The sequence below is a fragment of the Flavobacterium aquatile LMG 4008 = ATCC 11947 genome, from assembly GCF_000757385.1.
GTDB classification, from domain to species: domain Bacteria; phylum Bacteroidota; class Bacteroidia; order Flavobacteriales; family Flavobacteriaceae; genus Flavobacterium; species Flavobacterium aquatile.
Map to the genome: position 1 here is coordinate 428,359 of NZ_JRHH01000005.1, position 19,110 is coordinate 447,468.

Here is a 19,110-nt window from a genome sequence, read left to right on the forward strand (position 1 = left end):
CAATAATGAGTTTAGGATTTTTTTATTCCTTTAAGTCAAGGAGTTTATTTCTAATAATTTCATAATGCGACCATGGTATAAAATGATCGGCGTCTTTTATAGAAATTTCTTCAACCGATTTCGCATTTACAAATTCTTTTTTCATAAAATCTACATTGCTATATGGAACTAATCGGTCTTTTGTTCCATGAATAATCACAACATTTGTAGTTATTTTTTTAAGATTGGGCTTCATTCTAAATAAATCTTTTTTTAGCCACCACAATTCATCGTTCGCTGGCCGCAATGCACCCGGAATTAAATACCGCAATGGCTTAGACATAAAAATTGGTCGCCAAGTTTCGGGATTTTCTGCCTTTGGATCAATTGCTCCAGCTAGAATAATTAACTCTTTGTAGTCGTTTGGCTTGTCAATTGCCATTTTCACAATTGTTGGTCCGCCATACGAATGACCTATTAAATAAATATTTTTACCGTTCTTGATTTTTTCTACAAATTGTTCAATTACACCAGCTTGCTCGTATAAATCTTGCGCTTCACCAAAATTACTATAACCAAATCCTGGTCTATCAATTGAAATCATTCGGTATTTTTTAAGGAGCAAAGTATCCTTTAAATAATCTTGATAACTGTTCCAACTTCCTGGTGAACCGTGAACAAAAAATAGGGTAGGAAAGTCGCCTTTACCAGTTTGTATGTAATGAATTTTAGTTTCATTGATAGCAATTGTGCTATCGATATAAGTTGTTTTAGCCGTTTCAAAAAACTTTTTTGCTTTAGATGAACTCGTTCGCATAGTCATACACGACTGACAAATTAGGATATAAAAAACCAGTAAACTAAGTAGAATAACTTTTACTTTATTTCGTTTGAAGTAATTCATTTTTAATGATTTATTATCTGTATTTGTCATTTAAACCAATCTTGTTGAGAATCATAGGTTTGATTTTTTCTAATCGCGTAATTTTGGTTTTTTCTTGCTTCGCGGTATCAATATATTCTAAAAACTCTTTTTGTTTGTAGGGTGAAAAGTTAAAGAACGCTTCCGCAAATGATGTATCGTTGTCTAAATGACCTTGAAAAAACTCAGATATTTCGATTTCTTTTTTGGTTGGCTTTATTGATTTTCCTTCTTTTTCGTTCGAAATTGCCTCTTTGATGTAAGTCAAAATCAACTTTTCATTTAGTTCATTTTTGGATGTAAATCGCCATTGTCGAAGTCCTTTTGTTACACCATCATTGGCGTTGACTAAAAGGTTTTGTTCGTCTTTGAGGAAAACACCATTAAAAAACCAAATGGTAAAAAAGTTCTTAAAACCTCCAATACCAATTACATTTTTGTTGTTTATGGTATATACGATTCCTCCCCATTTAGTGGTTTCGACTAATTCGGTTTTATTGATTATGGATTTTAAAGTTTCTAGTTCTTCTGCCCATAATTCGTTGCTGTGCCAACTTTTTTTTTCTTCCATAAAGCTCTTGACATCTATTCAATACATTTACTAACTAGCCCTGATTACTTCACATAGTGTTTATTTTCATCGGAGTTCAGTGAACTTCGTTTGCAGTGGAAATCTCCCGATTTTTCATCGGGAATTGCAACGAAAAGCAGGAATACGGAAACCAAGAAATCACCAAGCCATTAGCTCCAAATAAATTTATTTCTTTTTCTTACTTTCTTTAGAAAAATCGGTAGTTGCTGTTAGTTCGGCGATTTTTACAATTACGTCAACGGCTTTTTGCATACTTTCTACTGGAACGTATTCGTATTTTCCGTGAAAATTGTGTCCGCCAGCAAAAATATTCGGACACGGTAAACCCATGTACGATAAACGAGAACCGTCTGTTCCACCACGAATTGGTTTTATTAATGGCTTGATTCCGAGTTGTTTCATTGCTTTTTCAGCAAGATCAACGATGAACATCATTGGCTCAACCTTTTCGCGCATGTTGTAATATTGGTCTTTTATCTCGGCGATGCAAATGTCTTCTCCAAATTGTTTTGCGAATTTTTTATTGATGTCATTGACAATTTTTTGAACTCTTTTTTTACGTTTTTTGAACTTTTTAGCATCGTGATCGCGAATGATAAGTTCTAATTTGGTTTCTTCAAGACTTCCTGTTAAACCAGTTACATGAAAGAAACCTTCGTAACCTTTGGTCTCTTGCGGAATTTCATTTTTTGGTAATTTATTGATAAAATGATTGGCAATAAGCATTGAATTAATCATTTTTCCTTTGGCATAACCAGGGTGAACGCTTTTTCCTTTAAAGATAATTTTTGCTCCAGCAGCATTAAAATTTTCATATTCTAATTCGCCAATTTGACTTCCATCCATCGTGTAAGCCCATTGCGCGCCAAATTTTTCTACATCAAAAATATCGGCACCACGACCAATTTCTTCATCAGGAGTAAATCCGACTCTAATTTTTCCGTGTTTAATTTCTGGATGTTGGACTAAATATTCCATAGCCGTAACAATTTCGGTTAAACCGGCTTTGTCATCAGCACCAAGAAGTGTTAATCCGTTGGTTGTAATTAATGTTTGACCTTTATATAGTAACAAATCTTTGAAATAACTCGGCGAAAGAACGATGTTTTGCTCTTTGTTTAGTACGATATCTTTACCATCATAGTTTGGAATAATTTGCGGTTGCACATCTTTTCCAGTAAAATCTGGTGAAGTATCGTAGTGAGAAACGAATCCAATTGTTGGAACTTCATGGTCTACATTACTTGGTAAAGTTCCCATTACGTAACCGTTTTTGTCGATTGTAACCTCGGTTAAACCGATGTCTTTTAATTCTTTAACTAATAATTTAGCGAGAACTAATTGTTTTTTTGTGCTTGGAGTTGTTGGTGAATTGGCATCCGATTCGGTATCAATAGTAACGTAGCTTACAAAGCGGTCAATAATATGTTGCATAATGTTGGTTTAAGTAAAAGACAAATGTAGCGAATATTTTGTTTTTGAGTTAGTGGTTTTAAGTTAGGAAATGTTAATTCTGATTTTAATTTATTTGGTAGAAAACGTTCCAAAATGCCACAAGATTCCCGATGGATCAATAAGAAAACATTCTTTTCCCCAATCGTATGATTTTATAGGAAGTAACTTAGCAGAAGGATATTTTGCAGTTAAATTTAAACCTACAAGATTATTCCAGAATTCGGCAACATCTTCAACTTCCATGAAAACCATAGTATTGTCTATCCAATCTTTAACGAAGGCATCTTGAAGATAAAAACCAATTGTATCGTTTTGAAATAGAGACATATTGTGTGCTAATACTACTTCTTGAAAACCCAAATCGGTGTAAAAATTGCGTGAAGTTTCAAAATTTTCACTTCCGATAAAAGGACGAATAGATTTGGCTTTGTGTTGCATGATTTTTTCAATTTATTCAGTTGATTGTTCTTCCAAATATAGTAAAAAAAATTAAGCGATTTCTTTAAGTCCATCAGGTAAAGGTCGATAGGCATAGTAATGCAAGACTTCTTCTAATGCAAGTTTTAATGCGATATTAATTGGAATCAAAGTGGTTCCTTGTTGCAAATTTATTTGTGAAAGATTCATGTAATAATCGGAAATTATAGGAACATAAAGTCCATTATTGATTAATTCTGAAGTTTTATCGAAATTTTCTTGTTGATTTTCTTTAATGAATTTACAAGTTGCCATTCGATTTTTACCATATTGATCTTTACTTGCGGCATAACCGAAAAGTCTACAGATTAAACCGCGATATTTATAGCTTGAACATTTGCCGTTAATGGTATCAACTAATGATAGCGGACGATAAATGTGACAGATTGCTGATGATTTATTTTTTAGCTCCTCAAGTAATTCTTCGGCATTGCCTTCAAGGAAAGAATGGAAAGCCCATGGTAAAAATTCTAATGATGTTGCAACTATATTGGGTGTTGAACAACATTTTCCACAACTAGAAAGACAATGTAAGTTTGCTTTCAAATTAAAACTCGCAATTTCATGTTCTAATTTTTTAAACAAAATTTCTACTTTTTCTACTTTACTTTCTAAAGTCATTTTTTTTGTAAGGTAGGCTATTGAAAATGGTTGAAATTACATCTTAACTATTATAATTGTAGATTTATAAATTTGAAGACATAAAAAAAAACCTCAAAGTTTTAATTTATGAGGTTTAAGTTTTTTTTATGGATTTGTTGACCACAACGAAGCCGATTTCAACATTGCTCTTCGTGGTAATTTAAGTCCTAAAATAATAAGTTCAGCAAAATCTTCTGGCTGTAATACTTTCTCAATATTTCCATCAGTTATTCCTAATTCTAATGACATATCAGATGCAATTGTGCTTGGCGTTAAAGTACAAACTCGAATATTATTTTTTCTAACTTCTTTCATCAATGCTTCCGACATTCCAATTACAGCAAATTTTGATGCTGAATATGCCGAAGTATTTGCATTTCCAGTAATTCCAGCAGTTGAGGAAACGTTTATGATATCACCTTCATTTTTAGTGATTAAATAAGGTAAAACTTCCTTAGTTACATAATACATTCCCATTACATTGGTTTGAATAATGGCGTTCCATTTCTCTGGACTCATGTCTAAAAAACTTCCAAAAGCTGCAATTCCGGCATTGTTTACTAAAATATCTACCGACTTAAATTGGTGTAAAATACGTTCAATGCCAACTTTCACCTCTACATGATTTCCTACATCAAATAGTTCATAAATGGCATTTACACCATACGATTTCAGTTCTGCTACAGTATTAAGCAGATTTTGTTCGTTTCTTCCAGTAATTGCAACATCAATTCCTTCTTTTGCGAAAGCAATAGCAGTGGCTTTTCCTAAACCTTTTCCGCCACCAGTAACAATTGCTTTTTTACCTTTTAAATTTTCCATGAGTTTATTTTTATACAAATTTACTATTCTGAAATCTATTGATTAGTAATTCAAACTTAAATTTAACGGATTATTAGCGTAATAGTAATCTCAATTTTTTGAAAGATTATCTATGAGATAAAACAACTTAAACAACAAAAACCTATTTTTGATTTTTCAAACAACAAATCTAATGGCATTCAGTAAAGATAAAGTACAACATTTTTTTAGGTTAGTAAAACAATCTATCAAAGGAGAAGAGCACGATTACACACAAGGAAACGTAAAAGTTGCTATTGTTTTATTGGCTATTCCAATGATCTTAGAATTGAGTTTGGAGTCTATTTTTGCAGTAGTTGACATTTATTTTGTGGGTCATTTGCCCAATGCCGATGTTGCTGTTGCAACTGTTGGTTTAACAGAAGCCGTAATTTCATTAGTTTACACAATCGGAATTGGTTTAAGTGTTGGTGCAACAGCAATAGTTTCTCGTCGAATTGGTGAAAAAGATGTTATTGGAGCTTCAAAATCTGGTGCGCAAGCCATTATTGTTTCATTATTTGTATCCATAATTGTGGCTATTTTAGGCTATATTTTTGCGCCAAATATTCTAGGACTAATGGGAGCAAGGCAAGAAGTGATTGATGAAGGCGCGATGTTTTCTAGAATTATTTTCGCAAGTAGTCCAGCAATTATTTTATTGTTTTTAATTAACGGAATTTTTCGTGGTGCTGGCGATGCTGCAATGGCAATGCGAAGTCTATGGATCGCTAGTATTATCAATATTTTTCTGTGTCCGTTTCTCATCTATGGTGTCGGACCTTTTCCAGAACTTGGACTAACAGGTGCTGCAATTGCAACTGCTATTGGACGAACTACTGGCGTATTTTATCAATGTTACCATTTATTTTTAAAAGATAGAACCATTAAAATTCTTCAACAGTATTTTAAACCCAATTTTGAAATCATAAAATCATTATTAAGTATTGCAACTCCTGCGATGTTGCAGTTTTTTATCCAAAGCGGCAGTTGGATTGTACTAACTTATATAGTATCAATTACAGGAAGCACTGATGCGAGCGCTGGTTATCAAATAGCTATTAGAAATGTGGTATTTTTTATTCTTCCAGCTTGGGGATTTAGTAATGCTGCAGCAACATTAGTTGGTCAAAATCTAGGTGCAAAGCAAACCGATAGAGCAGAACAAAGTGTTTTTCTTACCACAAGATATACAGTGATTTTTATGGGATTTGTTTCTCTATTATTTGTTTTTCTTCCAGAAACAATTATTAGTTTTTATACTTCAAATAAAATAATTGCCGATTACGGAGTTCAAGCATTGAGAATAATGGGATTCGGATTTATTTTCTACGGAATCGGAATGGTAATGATCCAATCGCTAAATGGAGCAGGCGATACCAAAACCCCAACTTGGATTAATATTTTTTGCTTTTGGATGATACAAATTCCATTGGCTTGGTTGCTTGCAGTTCATTTTAAAATGGGACCACTTGGTGCCTTTATTGCAATTCCTACAGCAGAAACAGTTTTAGCATTTCTAGCTTTTTATTTCTTTAAAAAAGGAAAATGGAAAGCTGTTGAGGTATAGCTTTTCAGCAAATTACGAGCAGATTATTTCAAGAAATTTTAATTTTTTTCCACTCTGAGAGCTTTTCTTCAAATGTTTTGCCTGCATTTGCCGGACTTGTAGATGGTAAAATAGTAGTTGGGTAGTCCTTTTCTAAGGAAACATATTTCTTAAAGAAACTAGCCGCTTTTTGTCCGTTGAAGAATATATGATTGATTTTGGGATGGTTTTTTAGAAAATATTCAAAGTCATTAATGACCTCATTTTTTATAGCACTATCAAGGCTTCCTTGTCTTTCGCAAACTTGCAAAACATCCCATAATGCAATATTATTGTTTAAAATTAGCGCTTTTCTATTTTCATAATCTTCAGAAAATGGCGTCTCAAAAATAGTAAATAGTAACTTCCAGAAATTGTTGCGCGAATGTCCATAGTATTGATCTAATAAAATAGATTGTTCACCTGGCATTGTACCCAAAATTAAAATAGTAGCATCTTTATTTGAAATAGGTTTAAATGAATATTTTATCATGAAAAAGTTATTATTTTTCAAATAGTTTATGTTTCAAATGTAGGAAATATGCTTTTAAAAACATCTTTTATTTATTTTTTATTTAATGCTCAATTGTTGATTTTACCAGAATTTTAAAAAATATTTAAAAATATTTGTTAATTCTGGAACGACTGTTTCAATATATTTATATCTTTGTCCCATAATTTAAAAAAGCAATGGCACGTACTGTCGAATTTAACGAGTGTGAAATCATAGATAAAGCAATGAACGTCTTTTGGGAAAAAGGCTATCAGGCAACTTCTATGCAAGATCTTGTTGATGCCATGCAAATTAACAGAAGCAGTATTTACAACACTATTGGCGATAAACATCAACTTTTTATGAAATGTATCAGCAGTTATTTCGATAATGCGATGCTTGAAATAAAAGAAAAAGTTGCCAAAGAAACATCTGCAAAACAAGCACTTATCAATATCATTACCGATAAAGCAAGTTGGATTGTTGATTGCGAAAAAGGTTGTTTAGGAATAAAAACCGTTTTTGAAATTGCTCCTGAAGATAATGAAGTAAGAAAACTAATGAGCCAAAATAATGAAATCTTTCTTCAATTTTTGGCAGAAGTAGTTCAAAAAGCCATCGATGATAAAGAGTTAGATGGTTCTGAAGATGCAATTTTGATGGCAGAATACATTATGACATCATTTACTGGTTGGAAACAATCCTATATTTTAGATAGAAATCCAATTCGTATTAAAAAAATGTCCGAATACCTTATTAAACAAATTACACGTTAGCTCCTTTTTTTTAACACTAATTCTGGAACGATTAGTTCAGAATTTTAAATCTAGTTTGCTACAAATCAATATATTATCTGGAACGTTTGTTTCAATATAAATAATTTCAATAAGCATTAAATTACCAATAAACACGTATAATTCTGGAACGATTGTTTCAGAATAATAACCAAAACTTAACATTAATTTAAATCCAATCCAATCATGAAAACAATTATTTCTTTAAGCATAATCGCTTTACTTTTAGTAGGTTGTGCTAATAAAAACGAAGGTGCACCAGCAAGCGCGCCAGCAACATTACCTGTTTTAAACATCGCGTATGAAACTGCTGCAACAGAAACAGAATTTCCAGTAGCCATTCAAGGTAAAAACGATGTAGAAATTCGTCCGCAAGTAAACGGAACTTTAGACAAGATTTATGTAGATGAAGGCGTTTTTGTAAATCAAGGTCAGCCTTTATTCAAAATCAACGACAATCCGTATCGTCAACAATTGAATAATGCTTCTGCTAGTTTGAATGCTGCTCAAGCTGCTTTAATCAACGCCCAACTTGAGGTTGAAAAACTAACGCCTTTGGTTCAAAACAAAGTAGTTTCTGACTATCAATTGAAAACGGCTAAAGCAAATGTTAGTATCGCCAAAGCAAATGTTGCCCAAAATAGAGCAGCAGTTGAAGCAGCACAAATCAATGTAAACTATACTTTGATAAAAGCGCCAGTAAGCGGTTACATTGGCAGATTGCCAAAAAAACAAGGAAGTTTAATTAGTCAAAACGATCCGGAAGCATTAACCAGACTTTCAGATACTAAAGAAGTATATGCTTATTTCTCTTTGGGTGAAAATGATTTTATCAACTTTAAATCTAATTATCAAGGAACAACTATCAATGACAAGTTGAAAAATTTGCCACCAGTTTCTTTGGTTTTATCGGATAATTCTATCTATTCTCAAACAGGAAAAGTGGATATGGTCGATGGACAATTTGACAAAACAACAGGAGCAATTACGCTGAGGGCAAAGTTTCCAAATGCTAATGGACTGCTACGATCGGGAAATACAGGTAAGGTTAAAATTAGTATTCAACACGATAATTCAATTGTAATTCCGCAAGAAGCAACTATTGAAATTCAAGACAAGTTGTATGTAGTTCTTGTTGATAAAAAGAACACTATTGCAAGACAACCCATTCAAGTTTCAGGAAAAAGTGGTACAAATTATTTAGTAAAAGAAGGTATCAAAACAGGTGACCGAATTGTACTAAAAGGTTTTGAAAATCTACCTGATGGCGCGACTATTATTCCAGAAAATACTAAGAAAGTAGTAGCCAAATTATAATTCAATAACTAACAAACAATCAATATGTTACAAAAATTTATTGACAGACCAGTACTGTCAACGGTCATCGCTATACTTACTGTTATCCTCGGAGTTATAGGATTAACATCACTTCCGTTACAACAATTTCCAGATATTGCGCCACCAGCAGTTCAAGTTGTGGCACTTTATCCTGGAGCCAATGCTGAAACAGTTTTACGTTCGGTTGCACCATCTTTGGAAGAAGCAATTAATGGTGTTGAAAATATGAGTTACATGAGTTCAACAGCCAGTAACGATGGTTCATTGGTTATTACAGTTAACTTTAAATTGGGTACCAATCCCGATCAAGCAGCAGTAAATGTTCAGAATAGAGTTTCACAAGCTACAAGTCAATTGCCACAAGAAGTGGTTCAAGCTGGAATTTCTACCACGAAACAACAAAATAGTTTGTTGATGGTAGTCGATTTATTATCCGAAAATGAAAAGCAATACGATCAAACGTTTCTTGCCAATTATGCTCAGATAAATATTATTCCCGATTTAAAGAGAATTCCAGGAGTTGGTCAAGCATTAATTTTTGGAGGAAGTAAAGATTACTCACTTCGCGTGTGGTTGAATCCTGCAAAAATGGCTAATTATAACCTTACTCCAAAAGAAGTTATGGGCGCCATTCAAGATAAAAACTTAGAAGCTGCACCAGGAAGATTCGGAGAAAGTAGTAATGAAGCATTCGAATATGTATTAAAATATAAAGGAAAACTAAACAAGCCAGAACAATATGAAAACATTGTAATTCGTTCAAATTCTGATGGTTCTGTGTTGCGATTGAAAGACGTTGCTCGAATCGAATTGGGTTCGTACACGTATTCAAGTAGCACACGAATTGATGGAAAAGCAGGTTTGAATATCGCAATTTATCAATTACCAGGTTCCAATTCTAGTGATGTTCAAATTGCCATTAAAGAAATGATGAACAAGGCATCGAAGGATTTTCCAAAAGATGTAAAACATTTAATTTTGTATAATACGAAAGATTCTTTAGACTTATCTATTGCACAAGTAAAGTCTACTTTGATTGAAGCTTTTATCTTGGTATTTATAGTTGTTTTCTTATTCTTGCAAGATTTTAGAGCGACATTAATTCCGGCCATTGCAGTTCCAGTTTCTATTTTAGGAACGTTCTTTTTCATGCAAGTATTCGGATTTTCAATCAATCTTTTAACGTTATTCGCATTAGTTCTCGCCATCGGAATTGTAGTCGATGATGCTATCGTCGTCGTCGAGGCAGTTCATGAGAAAATGCACAGCAAAAAGTTGTCTGCCAAAGCCGCTACAACATCTGCCATGAGTGAAATCACAGGAGCGATTATTTCGATAACATTAGTAATGTCGGCGGTATTTCTTCCTGTAGGATTTATGGAAGGTTCGACAGGTGTTTTTTATAGACAATTTGCTTTTACATTAGCCATTGCCATCGTGATTTCTGCTGTAAATGCTTTAACATTGAGTCCAGCTTTGGCAGCGTTATTCTTAAAAGATGTTCCTCACGATAATGTACATGGTGAACCAGAAAAGCCTAAAAACTTTAAAGAAAAATTCTTCATTGGTTTCAACACTGGATTTGATAAATTAACGACCAAATATGTTAAAAGTCTTCAGTTTTTAATCAAAAATAAGTGGATTAGTCTTGGCGGCTTGGCTGTAGTAGTTTTAGGTACATTCTATTTGGTGAAAACCACGCCAACAGGTTTTATTCCGTCAGAAGATCAAGGTTTTATTGCTATTTCTATGTCGATGCCAGCTGGAGCTTCTTTAGAAAGAACTAAAACTACAATGACCGAAGTTGAAAAAACATTAGGAACATTGCCTTCGCAAAAAACATTGAATGTACTTTCAGGATTTAATTTGCTTACACAATCAAGCAGTCCATCGGCTGGTGTAATTTTTATCTTGCTGAAACCTGCCAAAGAGCGCGGTGAATTGACCGATATTAATGATATTATGAACGATGTTAGAGGTAGATTGAGCAACATTAAAGGCGCAAATTTCTTTGTATTTACTTTCCCAACCGTTCCCGGATTCAATAATGTTGATGGTTTGGATATTGTACTGAAAGATAAAACAGGAGGAAGCATTAGCAAATTCAGTGGTATTAGCACACAGTTTATTGGTGAATTGATGAAACGAAAGGAAATTGCTGTTGCATTTACGAGTTTCAAAGCCGATTATCCGCAGTTAGAAATGGAAGTTGATGATGTAAAAGCCGAACAACTTGGTGTAAATGTTAGCGATATTCTTCAAACGATGCAAGCCTATTTTGGTAGTTCGCAAGCATCTGATTTTAATCGATTTGGAAAATATTACAGAGTTGTAGTTCAAGCCGAAGCCGAAGCGAGAAACAAACCCGAATCATTAAACGGTGTGTTTGTAAAAAACCGTCAAGGCGAAATGGTTCCAGTTGCTACATTAGTAAAATTAAAACCAATTTTAGGTTCGGAAACAGCGTCGCGATACAATCTTTTTAATTCGATTAGTGTCAATGCCATTGCTAAACCTGGGTTTAGTTCTGGCGCTGCAATTAAAGCGGTTCAAGAAGTGGCTGAAACCCAATTACCAAAAGGATATACCATAGAATTTTCGGGTTTAACTAAAGAAGAAATTACTTCGTCTGGACAGTCAGCAGTTATTTTTGGATTGAGTTTGTTGTTTGTATTCTTCTTATTAGCAGCGCAATATGAAAGTTATATTCTTCCAGCAGCGGTAATATTATCGATTCCAACAGGAATATTTGGAGTATTTGTAGCGATTGGTTTTGCAGGAATTGAAAACAATATTTACGTTCAAGTTGCTTTAATAATGCTTATTGGATTACTCGCCAAAAATGCCATACTTATTGTAGAATATGCCATTCAACGACGACGCGCTGGAAAATCACTTTTGGCATCTTCCTTGGAAGCAGCAAAATTACGTTTGCGTCCAATTATCATGACCTCATTTGCCTTTGTTGTTGGATTAATTCCGATGATGCGTGCTACTGGACCATCGGCTTTAGGTAACCATTCTATTAGTATTGGTGCAGCAGGAGGAATGGTATCTGGAGTTCTTTTGGGAATATTTATTATTCCGGTATTGTTCATTGTATTCCAATATTTACAAGAAAAAGTAACTGGAAAACCATTGGCAGTTTTGAATAACGAAAAACATTCTAAAGAATAATCTATCATAAGTAAAAATTCCCATTTTGTTATTTCGACGAAGGAGAGATTGCATAACAGAAATTCTGTAAAATAGTAGAATTTCTCCTTCCCGAAATATAAAAATGATATTTAAAACAAATTAAAATCATCAAAATGAATCATATAAATAAATATATAAAGAAGTCTGCTGTATTCGTGCTACTGATAACGGGATTAACGGCTTTTTCTCAAGATAATTCTAAAATAGAACTTCCTGAAAATTTCAGAAATTCTTCAGAAAGTGATACAACGAATATAGCCGATATCAAATGGAAATCGTTTTTCTCAGAAACCGATTTGGTAGAATTAATAGATGTCGCTTTGGCAAAAAATAACAATCTGCAAATAGCTGAAAAGAATATTACGATAGCCAATTTGCAATACAAGCAAGCCAAATGGGGTAATGTTCCGCAAGTAAATGCTTATGCAAATGCGACTACTACTAGACTTTCTGAAAACAGTCTTAACGGATTAAGTACCAGTCAATTTCTTGGAAAAAATCACCTTGAAGATTTTTCTGCAGGATTGAATTTGTCTTGGGAAGCTGATATTTGGGGTAAAATTAAAAACCAAAAGAAAAGTGCTTTAGCCACTTATATGCAAACAACCGAAGCCAAAAAAGCATTGCAAACTTCTATAGTTGCAACTGTTTCTAACGGATTTTATGATTTGCTGATGCTTGATGCGCAACTTGAAATTGCTAAGAAAACTTTGGTTTTAAACGACAGTACATTATTTGTTGTAAACCTTCAGTATGAAGCTGGACAAGTAAATTTATTGGCAAAGCAACAAACCGAAGCACAACGATTAATTTCTGCACAACTTATTCCAGAACTGGAGAAGAATATTCAAATTCAGGAGAATGCGTTGAGTGTTTTAACTGGTACTTTTCCCGAAGCGCAGAAGAGACAAAGTTTACTGAATAACTTGATTGTAAAAGACAATCTTTCTGCTGGAATTCCGTCGCAATTGCTTAGTAAAAGACCTGATGTGAAAAGTGCTGAATTGGAATTAAAAATCGCCAATGCACAAGTCGGAATTGCCAAAGCGAGTTTATATCCATCACTAAATATCACCGCTTTTACTGGCGTAAATTCATTTGAATTCAATAATTGGTTCAATATTCCTGCATCATTATTTGGTTCGGTTACAGGCGGATTGGTTGCGCCACTTTTAAATGGTAAAAAACTAAAAACACGCTACGAAATTGCTAAAGTTGCAAGAGAACAATCGGTTTTGCGATTCAAGCAGACGGTTTTAGTTGCTGTTGGAGAAGTTTCGAATGCGTTAGTTAAAATTGATAAACAAGAAAAAGAATATGCAATTGCCAATGAGCGTGTTGAAACTTTAAAAAAATCAATTATAAACGCTAACATGCTTTTCAAAAACGGAATGGCAAATTATCTAGAAGTAATTATTGCACAAAGTAATCTTTTGCAAGCCGAACTAGAATTGGCTTCAATTAAAAAAGACCGACTTGTTGCCAATGTAGAATTGTACCGTGCTTTAGGCGGCGGATGGGAATAATTTAAAATATAACTAATCTTATTTATATGATGTTACAAAAATCATGTAACATCATATAAATTAAAATAATCAAAAAAATGAAAAACGAAAACTGCTCTAATAACTTCTCTTTTTTTGGAAAAAGAAAATGTACAACTAATGATCTTTTCAAAACTGAAATTTCAGAAGAAACTCAAAAAGAAACAATTCCAAATCAAAACACAGAATTTGATTTGAATCATAAACTAAATTTTCAATTGATTGATATCGACAAAGTATTTGCGAATTAATTAGTAAAGATTAACAAATTACATAAAAATGATAACCTTTTTATTATATCCAATTTCGCTAATTCCGTTGCAGATTTTATATCTTTTGTCTGATTTTTGCGCCTATTTATTGTATCATGTTTTTAAATACAGACGTAAAGTTGTAAGCGAAAACATAGAAAAATCATTCCCTAATTTGGATAAAAAGGAGCGGATTTCCATTGAAAAACAATTTTATAAAAACTTCTGTGATAATTTTATAGAAACAGTAAAACTACTATCGATATCCGAAAAAGAATTGCAATCACACATAACTGCCGATTATTCTGAACTAGAGAAAATTTTAGCAGAAAATCAGAATTGTCATATTTATCTCGGACATCAATTTAATTGGGAATGGGCAAATGCGCATGTTGGTTCGACTTTTAAAAATACTAATATTGCTGTAGCATATAAACCATTGAGGAACAATTCGTTTAATAATTTGATGCTTAAAATAAGAAGTCGTTTTGGATCTAAAATGGTTTCTTCAAAGAAAATGAAGCATGAAATGGAGGCATATAAAGATAAACAGCATGTTTTAATATTAGTAGCCGATCAAAATCCTAATAAACCAATAAGAAGTTTTTGGACTTCCTTTTTATCACAACCAACCGCTTTTATTAGTGGTTCAGAATTATATACGGCTTCTCACAAAACGCCAACTCTTTTCGCAAAAATCATTCGAGAAAAAAGAGGACATTATAAATTTGTATTAACACCAATTTTCGATTTTTCAGAAGAATATAGTATTGGAAGGGTTACGAGTATTTTTACCAAGAAACTTGAAAATGCTATAAAAGCCAATCCCGAAAATTACCTTTGGAGCCATAAACGTTGGAAACATAAATATAAAATCGAATATAAAAGACGTTGGATTGATAAATCATTAGAGTTGCAATTATATTCAAATCACAAATTATAGTACACTTATTGTTCTGTTAAAGTTAGTGCTTTTAGAATTTCAAGTCGTCTTAATAAATTAATTTTACATAAAAGATTCAAAATAAAAATGTCAAAAAATATTCCAATATCAATACTCGAATTGGCTATCGTTTCAAAAGGAAGCAATACTAGTCAAACACTTCAAAAAACCAAAGAAATTGCTCAAGCTGCCGATGCTTTAGGTTATAACCGATTTTGGCTTGCGGAACATCACAATATGGCACATGTTGCAAGTACAGCAACAGTGGTTTTAATCGGATTTATTGCTGGTGAAACCAAAAATATCCGCGTTGGTTCGGGCGGAATTATGTTGCCCAATCATTCGCCTTTAATAATCGCTGAACAATTTGGAACTTTAGAAACACTTTATCCTAATAGAATAGATTTAGGATTAGGACGAGCGCCAGGAACAGACGGATTAACTGCACAAGCCATCAGAAAAGATTTTTATGAAGAATCACAGCAGTTTCCAAAAAATGTATCTGCATTACAAACTTATTTTTCTGAAAAAAACAGCACTTCGCCTGTTAGAGCATTTCCAGCCGAAGGTTTAAAAGTTCCCATTTGGATTTTAGGTTCAAGCATGGATAGTGCCGCTTTGGCTGCAGCTTATGGTTTGCCGTATGCTTTTGCAGGACATTTTGCGCCTAAACAAATGGTTCAAGCATTTGAATTTTATAGAGAAAATTTTGAGCCTTCGGAGTATCTTTCTGAACCCAAAACTATAGCATGTGTGAATTTAATTGCAGCTGATACCAACGAAGAAGCAGAGGTTTTATCAACGAGTTTGTATCGAATGTTTTTAAATTTAATCCAAAATAACAGACAACCTCTTCAACCACCAGTAGCATCTTTGAATGGTCTTATGAATGAAACTGAGCGTTTTCATGTAGATCAAATGACAGCATGCTCTTTTATTGGCGACAAACAGCATTTAGTTAAAGAACTAAAAAGATTTATTGATTTCACTCAAATCGATGAGCTTATGATAACAAGTCCGATTTACAATCACTCAGATAAATTGAAAAGTATAAAAATAGGGAAGGAAGTTATGGATGAAATTAATGCTATCTAATTTTAGATATAATGGATAAAATTTAAAAGGCTTAATGTTGTTAAAGTACTAGAATTCCATGTTCAATATTAACTATCTTTGGCCTCAAAAAAAAATTAAAAAATTGAAAGAGCCAATTTTCTATAAATTTATTTATTTACTGGGATTTATATTTTTTTTCACAAGTTCTTCAGCACAAGATTCTATTGTTTGTAATGAAAAAATTAGGCGTGGTGTTGATGGTATGAAGAATTTAAAATATGCTTATGCCATCGAAAATCTTACTTCAGCCAAAGCTATTGCTGAGAAAGAAAAATTACCAAATCAACTTTTTTTATCATCTAATAATTTAGGTCTTACCCATTATAAGATGATGGATTATGGTAATGCATTGATTCATTTATTGGATGCGTACGAAACTGCTATTATCAATAAAAGTCCTGTAAATGAGATGACTGTTCTCAATAATATTGCAATTGTTTATATTAAAGATGGTAAAAAAGACAAAGCTGAAGAGTATTTTATTAAATCGTTTGAAACGGCCAAAAGAAATAATATTACTACAAGAATTGGTCTTTATGCTACCAATTTGGCTCAATTAAAATTGGATGCTAAAGAATATGCTGAAGCTCAAGAATACATCACTATAGCAATTCCAGAACTTAAAAATGAGCCTCAAGTATTATTAAATGCAAGAACTATTGAGAATTATCTTAAATTAGAAAAAGGAAAAATTTCTGAGGTAATTACGAGTAGTATTTTACTTTTGAAAGAGGCTTCTACAAAAGATTATCATGAAGAAAAATCAGAACTACACTATTTATTATCAAAAGCTTTTTATATAGGTAAATTATGGAATAAGTCAATGATTTATATTGAAAACGGTATAAAAGGAACTGATAATAAGGAAACTAAAATTCGATTTTATGAGTTAAAATCTCAAGTTGCTCTTAGTTTAAACCAACCCGATAAAGCTATTGCATCTAAAGATTCTATTATTGTTTTAACAAAAATCATTAACGAATCTAACAATAAAGAATTATTAGAAAATACTTCATTGAGATTTGAATTGTCTAAATCACAAAACGAACTAAATTTTAGTAAAACTAATACAGCAAATCATAAAAGAATGTATTTGTTATTTATAGTCATTTTATTGCTTTCACTATTGAGTTTGTTTGGATTTTATTTTAAACGAAATCAATTACTTAATCAAAAAAAAATAATATCTGATAATCTTTTGAAGATTAAAAATTTACAATTAGATCAAGAAAAGAAAAACAGTCAGTTGCTTAAAAGTGAGTTAGAGCAAAAGGAACTTTTAGCATTATTGGAGTCAGAAAAACAAAAAGAAAATGAGATTTTGTTAAAGAAAGAAATTGAGGATAAGAACAAATTATTATCTGATAAAATTTTATTTCAATCTACCAGAAATGAATTAATTGAAGAAGTAATCGAAAAAATTACTACGGATACCAAAATTGAAGTTACCGATAACTTGCTCAAAACGGTTAGAGATTTAAAATCGCATTTAAAAGAAGATTCTAAATGGGACGATTTTATGTCACACTTTGAAAATGTCAATAATGATTTTATCGTTGCTTTAAAAAACAAACACGATTGGTTAAATGCAAATGATATTAGATTTTTATCCTTCATATATTTAAACTTGAATACCAAAGAGATTGCTTCACTTTTAAATATCTCGCCTGTTAGCTGTAGAAAACGCAAAGAACGACTAATTAAAAAACTACAATTAGATCAAAACGTAACGTTATTCAGCTATTTGTCTCAAATAAAATAAATTAACTTTCTAAACCGTCACACAATGTCACACGTCTTGTCACAAGATGTATCACTATTTTGTGGTGGTTTACTTTATTTTGGTATTTACTTTACAATAAAAAAATATTAATTTAAAATTTATTGTCATGAAAAAGAAATTACTAAAGTTATTACTATTATTTGTTAGCTTAAATGCTTTTGCTCAAGCGCCAGTTATCGAAGGTGAATTAATGCTGTGTCCGTGGACCGATGGAACAGCATCTGTAACAAATCAAACTTATGATAGTTATCAATGGTATTCTAAATTTTGGTTTACTGAAGATGAATTTGTTGCAATCGATGGTGCTACGTCATCAACTTTTACTTATGATTGGTACACTTATGATCAGTCACTTTTTAAAGTTGTTGCGGTAATTGATGGTACAAGTTATGAATCGAATACCATCCAAATTGATAGCTGGAATTGGACATCATTATTCACACAATTTGAGTTAAATGATTATGCCTCTTTTGATCCTAACTCATCTTCTATTTTATTATGTCAAGGAGGTTCTTTTGATATTTCTATTAATAATCCACCTTTTAGTGTAAATATTCAATGGTATAAAGATGGAGTTGCAATTACTGATGCAACAAATCCAATTTATACAATAACTGAACCTGGACTTTATGAAGTAATTGCTGCACCATCTTTTTGCCCTAATAATTCAAGCAACACATTTGGAGTTGATGTGATTGCAAATTATGATTGTAATTTAGGAATAGATAATCCAAATCAGCAAAGCGCAGTTGTTTATCCTAATCCTGCTACAACAATGATTAACATAAATTCTAATTTAGGTGTTTTTGACAATTACAACATTGTTGATATGATGGGCAAATCTATTTTAAAAGGTAGAATTACTGATGTACAAACTATTATTTCTATTGAATCGCTTGCGAACGGAGTTTATGTTCTTGAGCTTGTTGGTGAAAACCAAAAAACAACACACAAACTAGTTAAACAGTAAAAAATGAAGTGAGTTAATTATTTTCTGTTTACGCCCAAAAGAGTACTTTCTTTTGGGTTTTTTTTTGCCATAACTTTTTACTTTATATTATTTAGAAGTTTATAATTTAAAAAAAATATTTTTTAAAATTGTTGCCATTAAAAAAAATATAAATGCTGAAGATGGTAACAATTTCAAAGCTTTAC

17 protein-coding genes are annotated in these 19,110 nt (G+C 32.3%); 10 read left to right on the forward strand and 7 right to left on the reverse strand.

Annotated elements, in window-relative coordinates; all coding sequences use genetic code 11:
- Window positions 1-22 precede the first annotated feature (22 nt).
- The 6 genes from LG45_RS13770 to LG45_RS13795 all read right to left on the reverse strand — a co-directional run bounded on the left by LG45_RS13770 (window position 23) and on the right by LG45_RS13795 (window position 4,889).
- Window positions 23-913: an alpha/beta fold hydrolase gene (locus LG45_RS13770; protein ID WP_081932085.1), complete on the reverse strand. Its 891-nt coding sequence runs from the start codon at window positions 911-913 to the stop codon at window positions 23-25.
- Window positions 897-1,472: a YdeI/OmpD-associated family protein gene (locus LG45_RS13775; RefSeq protein WP_035128120.1), complete on the reverse strand. Its 576-nt coding sequence runs from the start codon at window positions 1,470-1,472 to the stop codon at window positions 897-899. The genes LG45_RS13770 and LG45_RS13775 overlap by 17 nt, the downstream gene beginning before the upstream one ends.
- 186 nt (window positions 1,473-1,658) lie before the next feature.
- A complete protein-coding gene (gene pepT / locus LG45_RS13780; RefSeq protein ID WP_035128123.1) occupies window positions 1,659-2,927 on the reverse strand; it encodes a peptidase T in 1,269 nt (422 codons plus the stop codon).
- A 90-nt stretch (window positions 2,928-3,017) separates the two neighbouring features.
- A complete protein-coding gene (locus LG45_RS13785; RefSeq protein ID WP_035128125.1) occupies window positions 3,018-3,386 on the reverse strand; it encodes a VOC family protein in 369 nt (122 codons plus the stop codon).
- Window positions 3,387-3,437: 51 nt separating this feature from the next.
- Entirely contained in the window at window positions 3,438-4,046 is a 609-nt protein-coding gene (locus LG45_RS13790) for a YkgJ family cysteine cluster protein (protein WP_035128127.1), read from the reverse strand.
- 126 nt (window positions 4,047-4,172) lie between these two features.
- Window positions 4,173-4,889 (reverse strand): 3-ketoacyl-ACP reductase, encoded by a 717-nt coding sequence (locus tag LG45_RS13795; RefSeq protein ID WP_035128128.1) that lies wholly within the window; start codon window positions 4,887-4,889, stop codon window positions 4,173-4,175.
- Between the two features lie 172 nt (window positions 4,890-5,061).
- Here LG45_RS13795 and LG45_RS13800 point away from each other — a divergent pair, with 172 nt between their 5' ends.
- Window positions 5,062-6,477, forward strand: a complete 1,416-nt coding sequence (locus LG45_RS13800) for an MATE family efflux transporter (protein ID WP_052087602.1) — start codon at window positions 5,062-5,064, stop codon at window positions 6,475-6,477.
- A 28-nt stretch (window positions 6,478-6,505) separates the two neighbouring features.
- Here LG45_RS13800 and LG45_RS13805 read toward each other — a convergent pair whose 3' ends face one another.
- Window positions 6,506-6,988: a DNA-deoxyinosine glycosylase gene (locus LG45_RS13805; protein ID WP_035128130.1), complete on the reverse strand. Its 483-nt coding sequence runs from the start codon at window positions 6,986-6,988 to the stop codon at window positions 6,506-6,508.
- Window positions 6,989-7,185: 197 nt separating this feature from the next.
- On the opposite strand from LG45_RS13805, the gene LG45_RS13810 reads away from it, so the two are divergent.
- The 9 genes from LG45_RS13810 (at window position 7,186) to LG45_RS13850 (ending at window position 18,925) form a co-directional block, all read left to right on the forward strand.
- Entirely contained in the window at window positions 7,186-7,764 is a 579-nt protein-coding gene (locus LG45_RS13810) for a TetR/AcrR family transcriptional regulator (protein ID WP_035128132.1), read from the forward strand.
- 204 nt (window positions 7,765-7,968) lie between these two features.
- A complete protein-coding gene (locus LG45_RS13815) occupies window positions 7,969-9,099 on the forward strand; it encodes an efflux RND transporter periplasmic adaptor subunit (protein ID WP_035128134.1) in 1,131 nt (376 codons plus the stop codon).
- Between the two features lie 24 nt (window positions 9,100-9,123).
- Window positions 9,124-12,297: an efflux RND transporter permease subunit gene (locus LG45_RS13820; RefSeq protein ID WP_035128136.1), complete on the forward strand. Its 3,174-nt coding sequence runs from the start codon at window positions 9,124-9,126 to the stop codon at window positions 12,295-12,297.
- A 134-nt stretch (window positions 12,298-12,431) separates the two neighbouring features.
- Window positions 12,432-13,844 (forward strand): efflux transporter outer membrane subunit, encoded by a 1,413-nt coding sequence (locus LG45_RS13825; RefSeq protein WP_035128138.1) that lies wholly within the window; start codon window positions 12,432-12,434, stop codon window positions 13,842-13,844.
- Between the two features lie 77 nt (window positions 13,845-13,921).
- Window positions 13,922-14,113, forward strand: a complete 192-nt coding sequence (locus tag LG45_RS13830) for a hypothetical protein (RefSeq protein ID WP_035128140.1) — start codon at window positions 13,922-13,924, stop codon at window positions 14,111-14,113.
- A gap of 28 nt (window positions 14,114-14,141) precedes the next feature.
- Entirely contained in the window at window positions 14,142-15,056 is a 915-nt protein-coding gene (locus tag LG45_RS13835; protein ID WP_035128142.1) for a lysophospholipid acyltransferase family protein, read from the forward strand.
- Window positions 15,057-15,143: 87 nt separating this feature from the next.
- Window positions 15,144-16,151, forward strand: coding sequence for an LLM class flavin-dependent oxidoreductase (locus LG45_RS13840; RefSeq protein ID WP_035128144.1), 1,008 nt, complete (start codon window positions 15,144-15,146; stop codon window positions 16,149-16,151).
- A gap of 103 nt (window positions 16,152-16,254) precedes the next feature.
- Window positions 16,255-17,934 carry a tetratricopeptide repeat protein gene (locus LG45_RS13845; RefSeq protein ID WP_165570810.1) on the forward strand — a complete coding sequence of 560 codons (1,680 nt, stop codon included), beginning with the start codon at window positions 16,255-16,257 and terminating at the stop codon, window positions 17,932-17,934.
- A gap of 127 nt (window positions 17,935-18,061) precedes the next feature.
- Window positions 18,062-18,925, forward strand: coding sequence for a T9SS type A sorting domain-containing protein (locus LG45_RS13850; RefSeq protein ID WP_035128148.1), 864 nt, complete (start codon window positions 18,062-18,064; stop codon window positions 18,923-18,925).
- Window positions 18,926-19,110 lie beyond the last annotated feature (185 nt).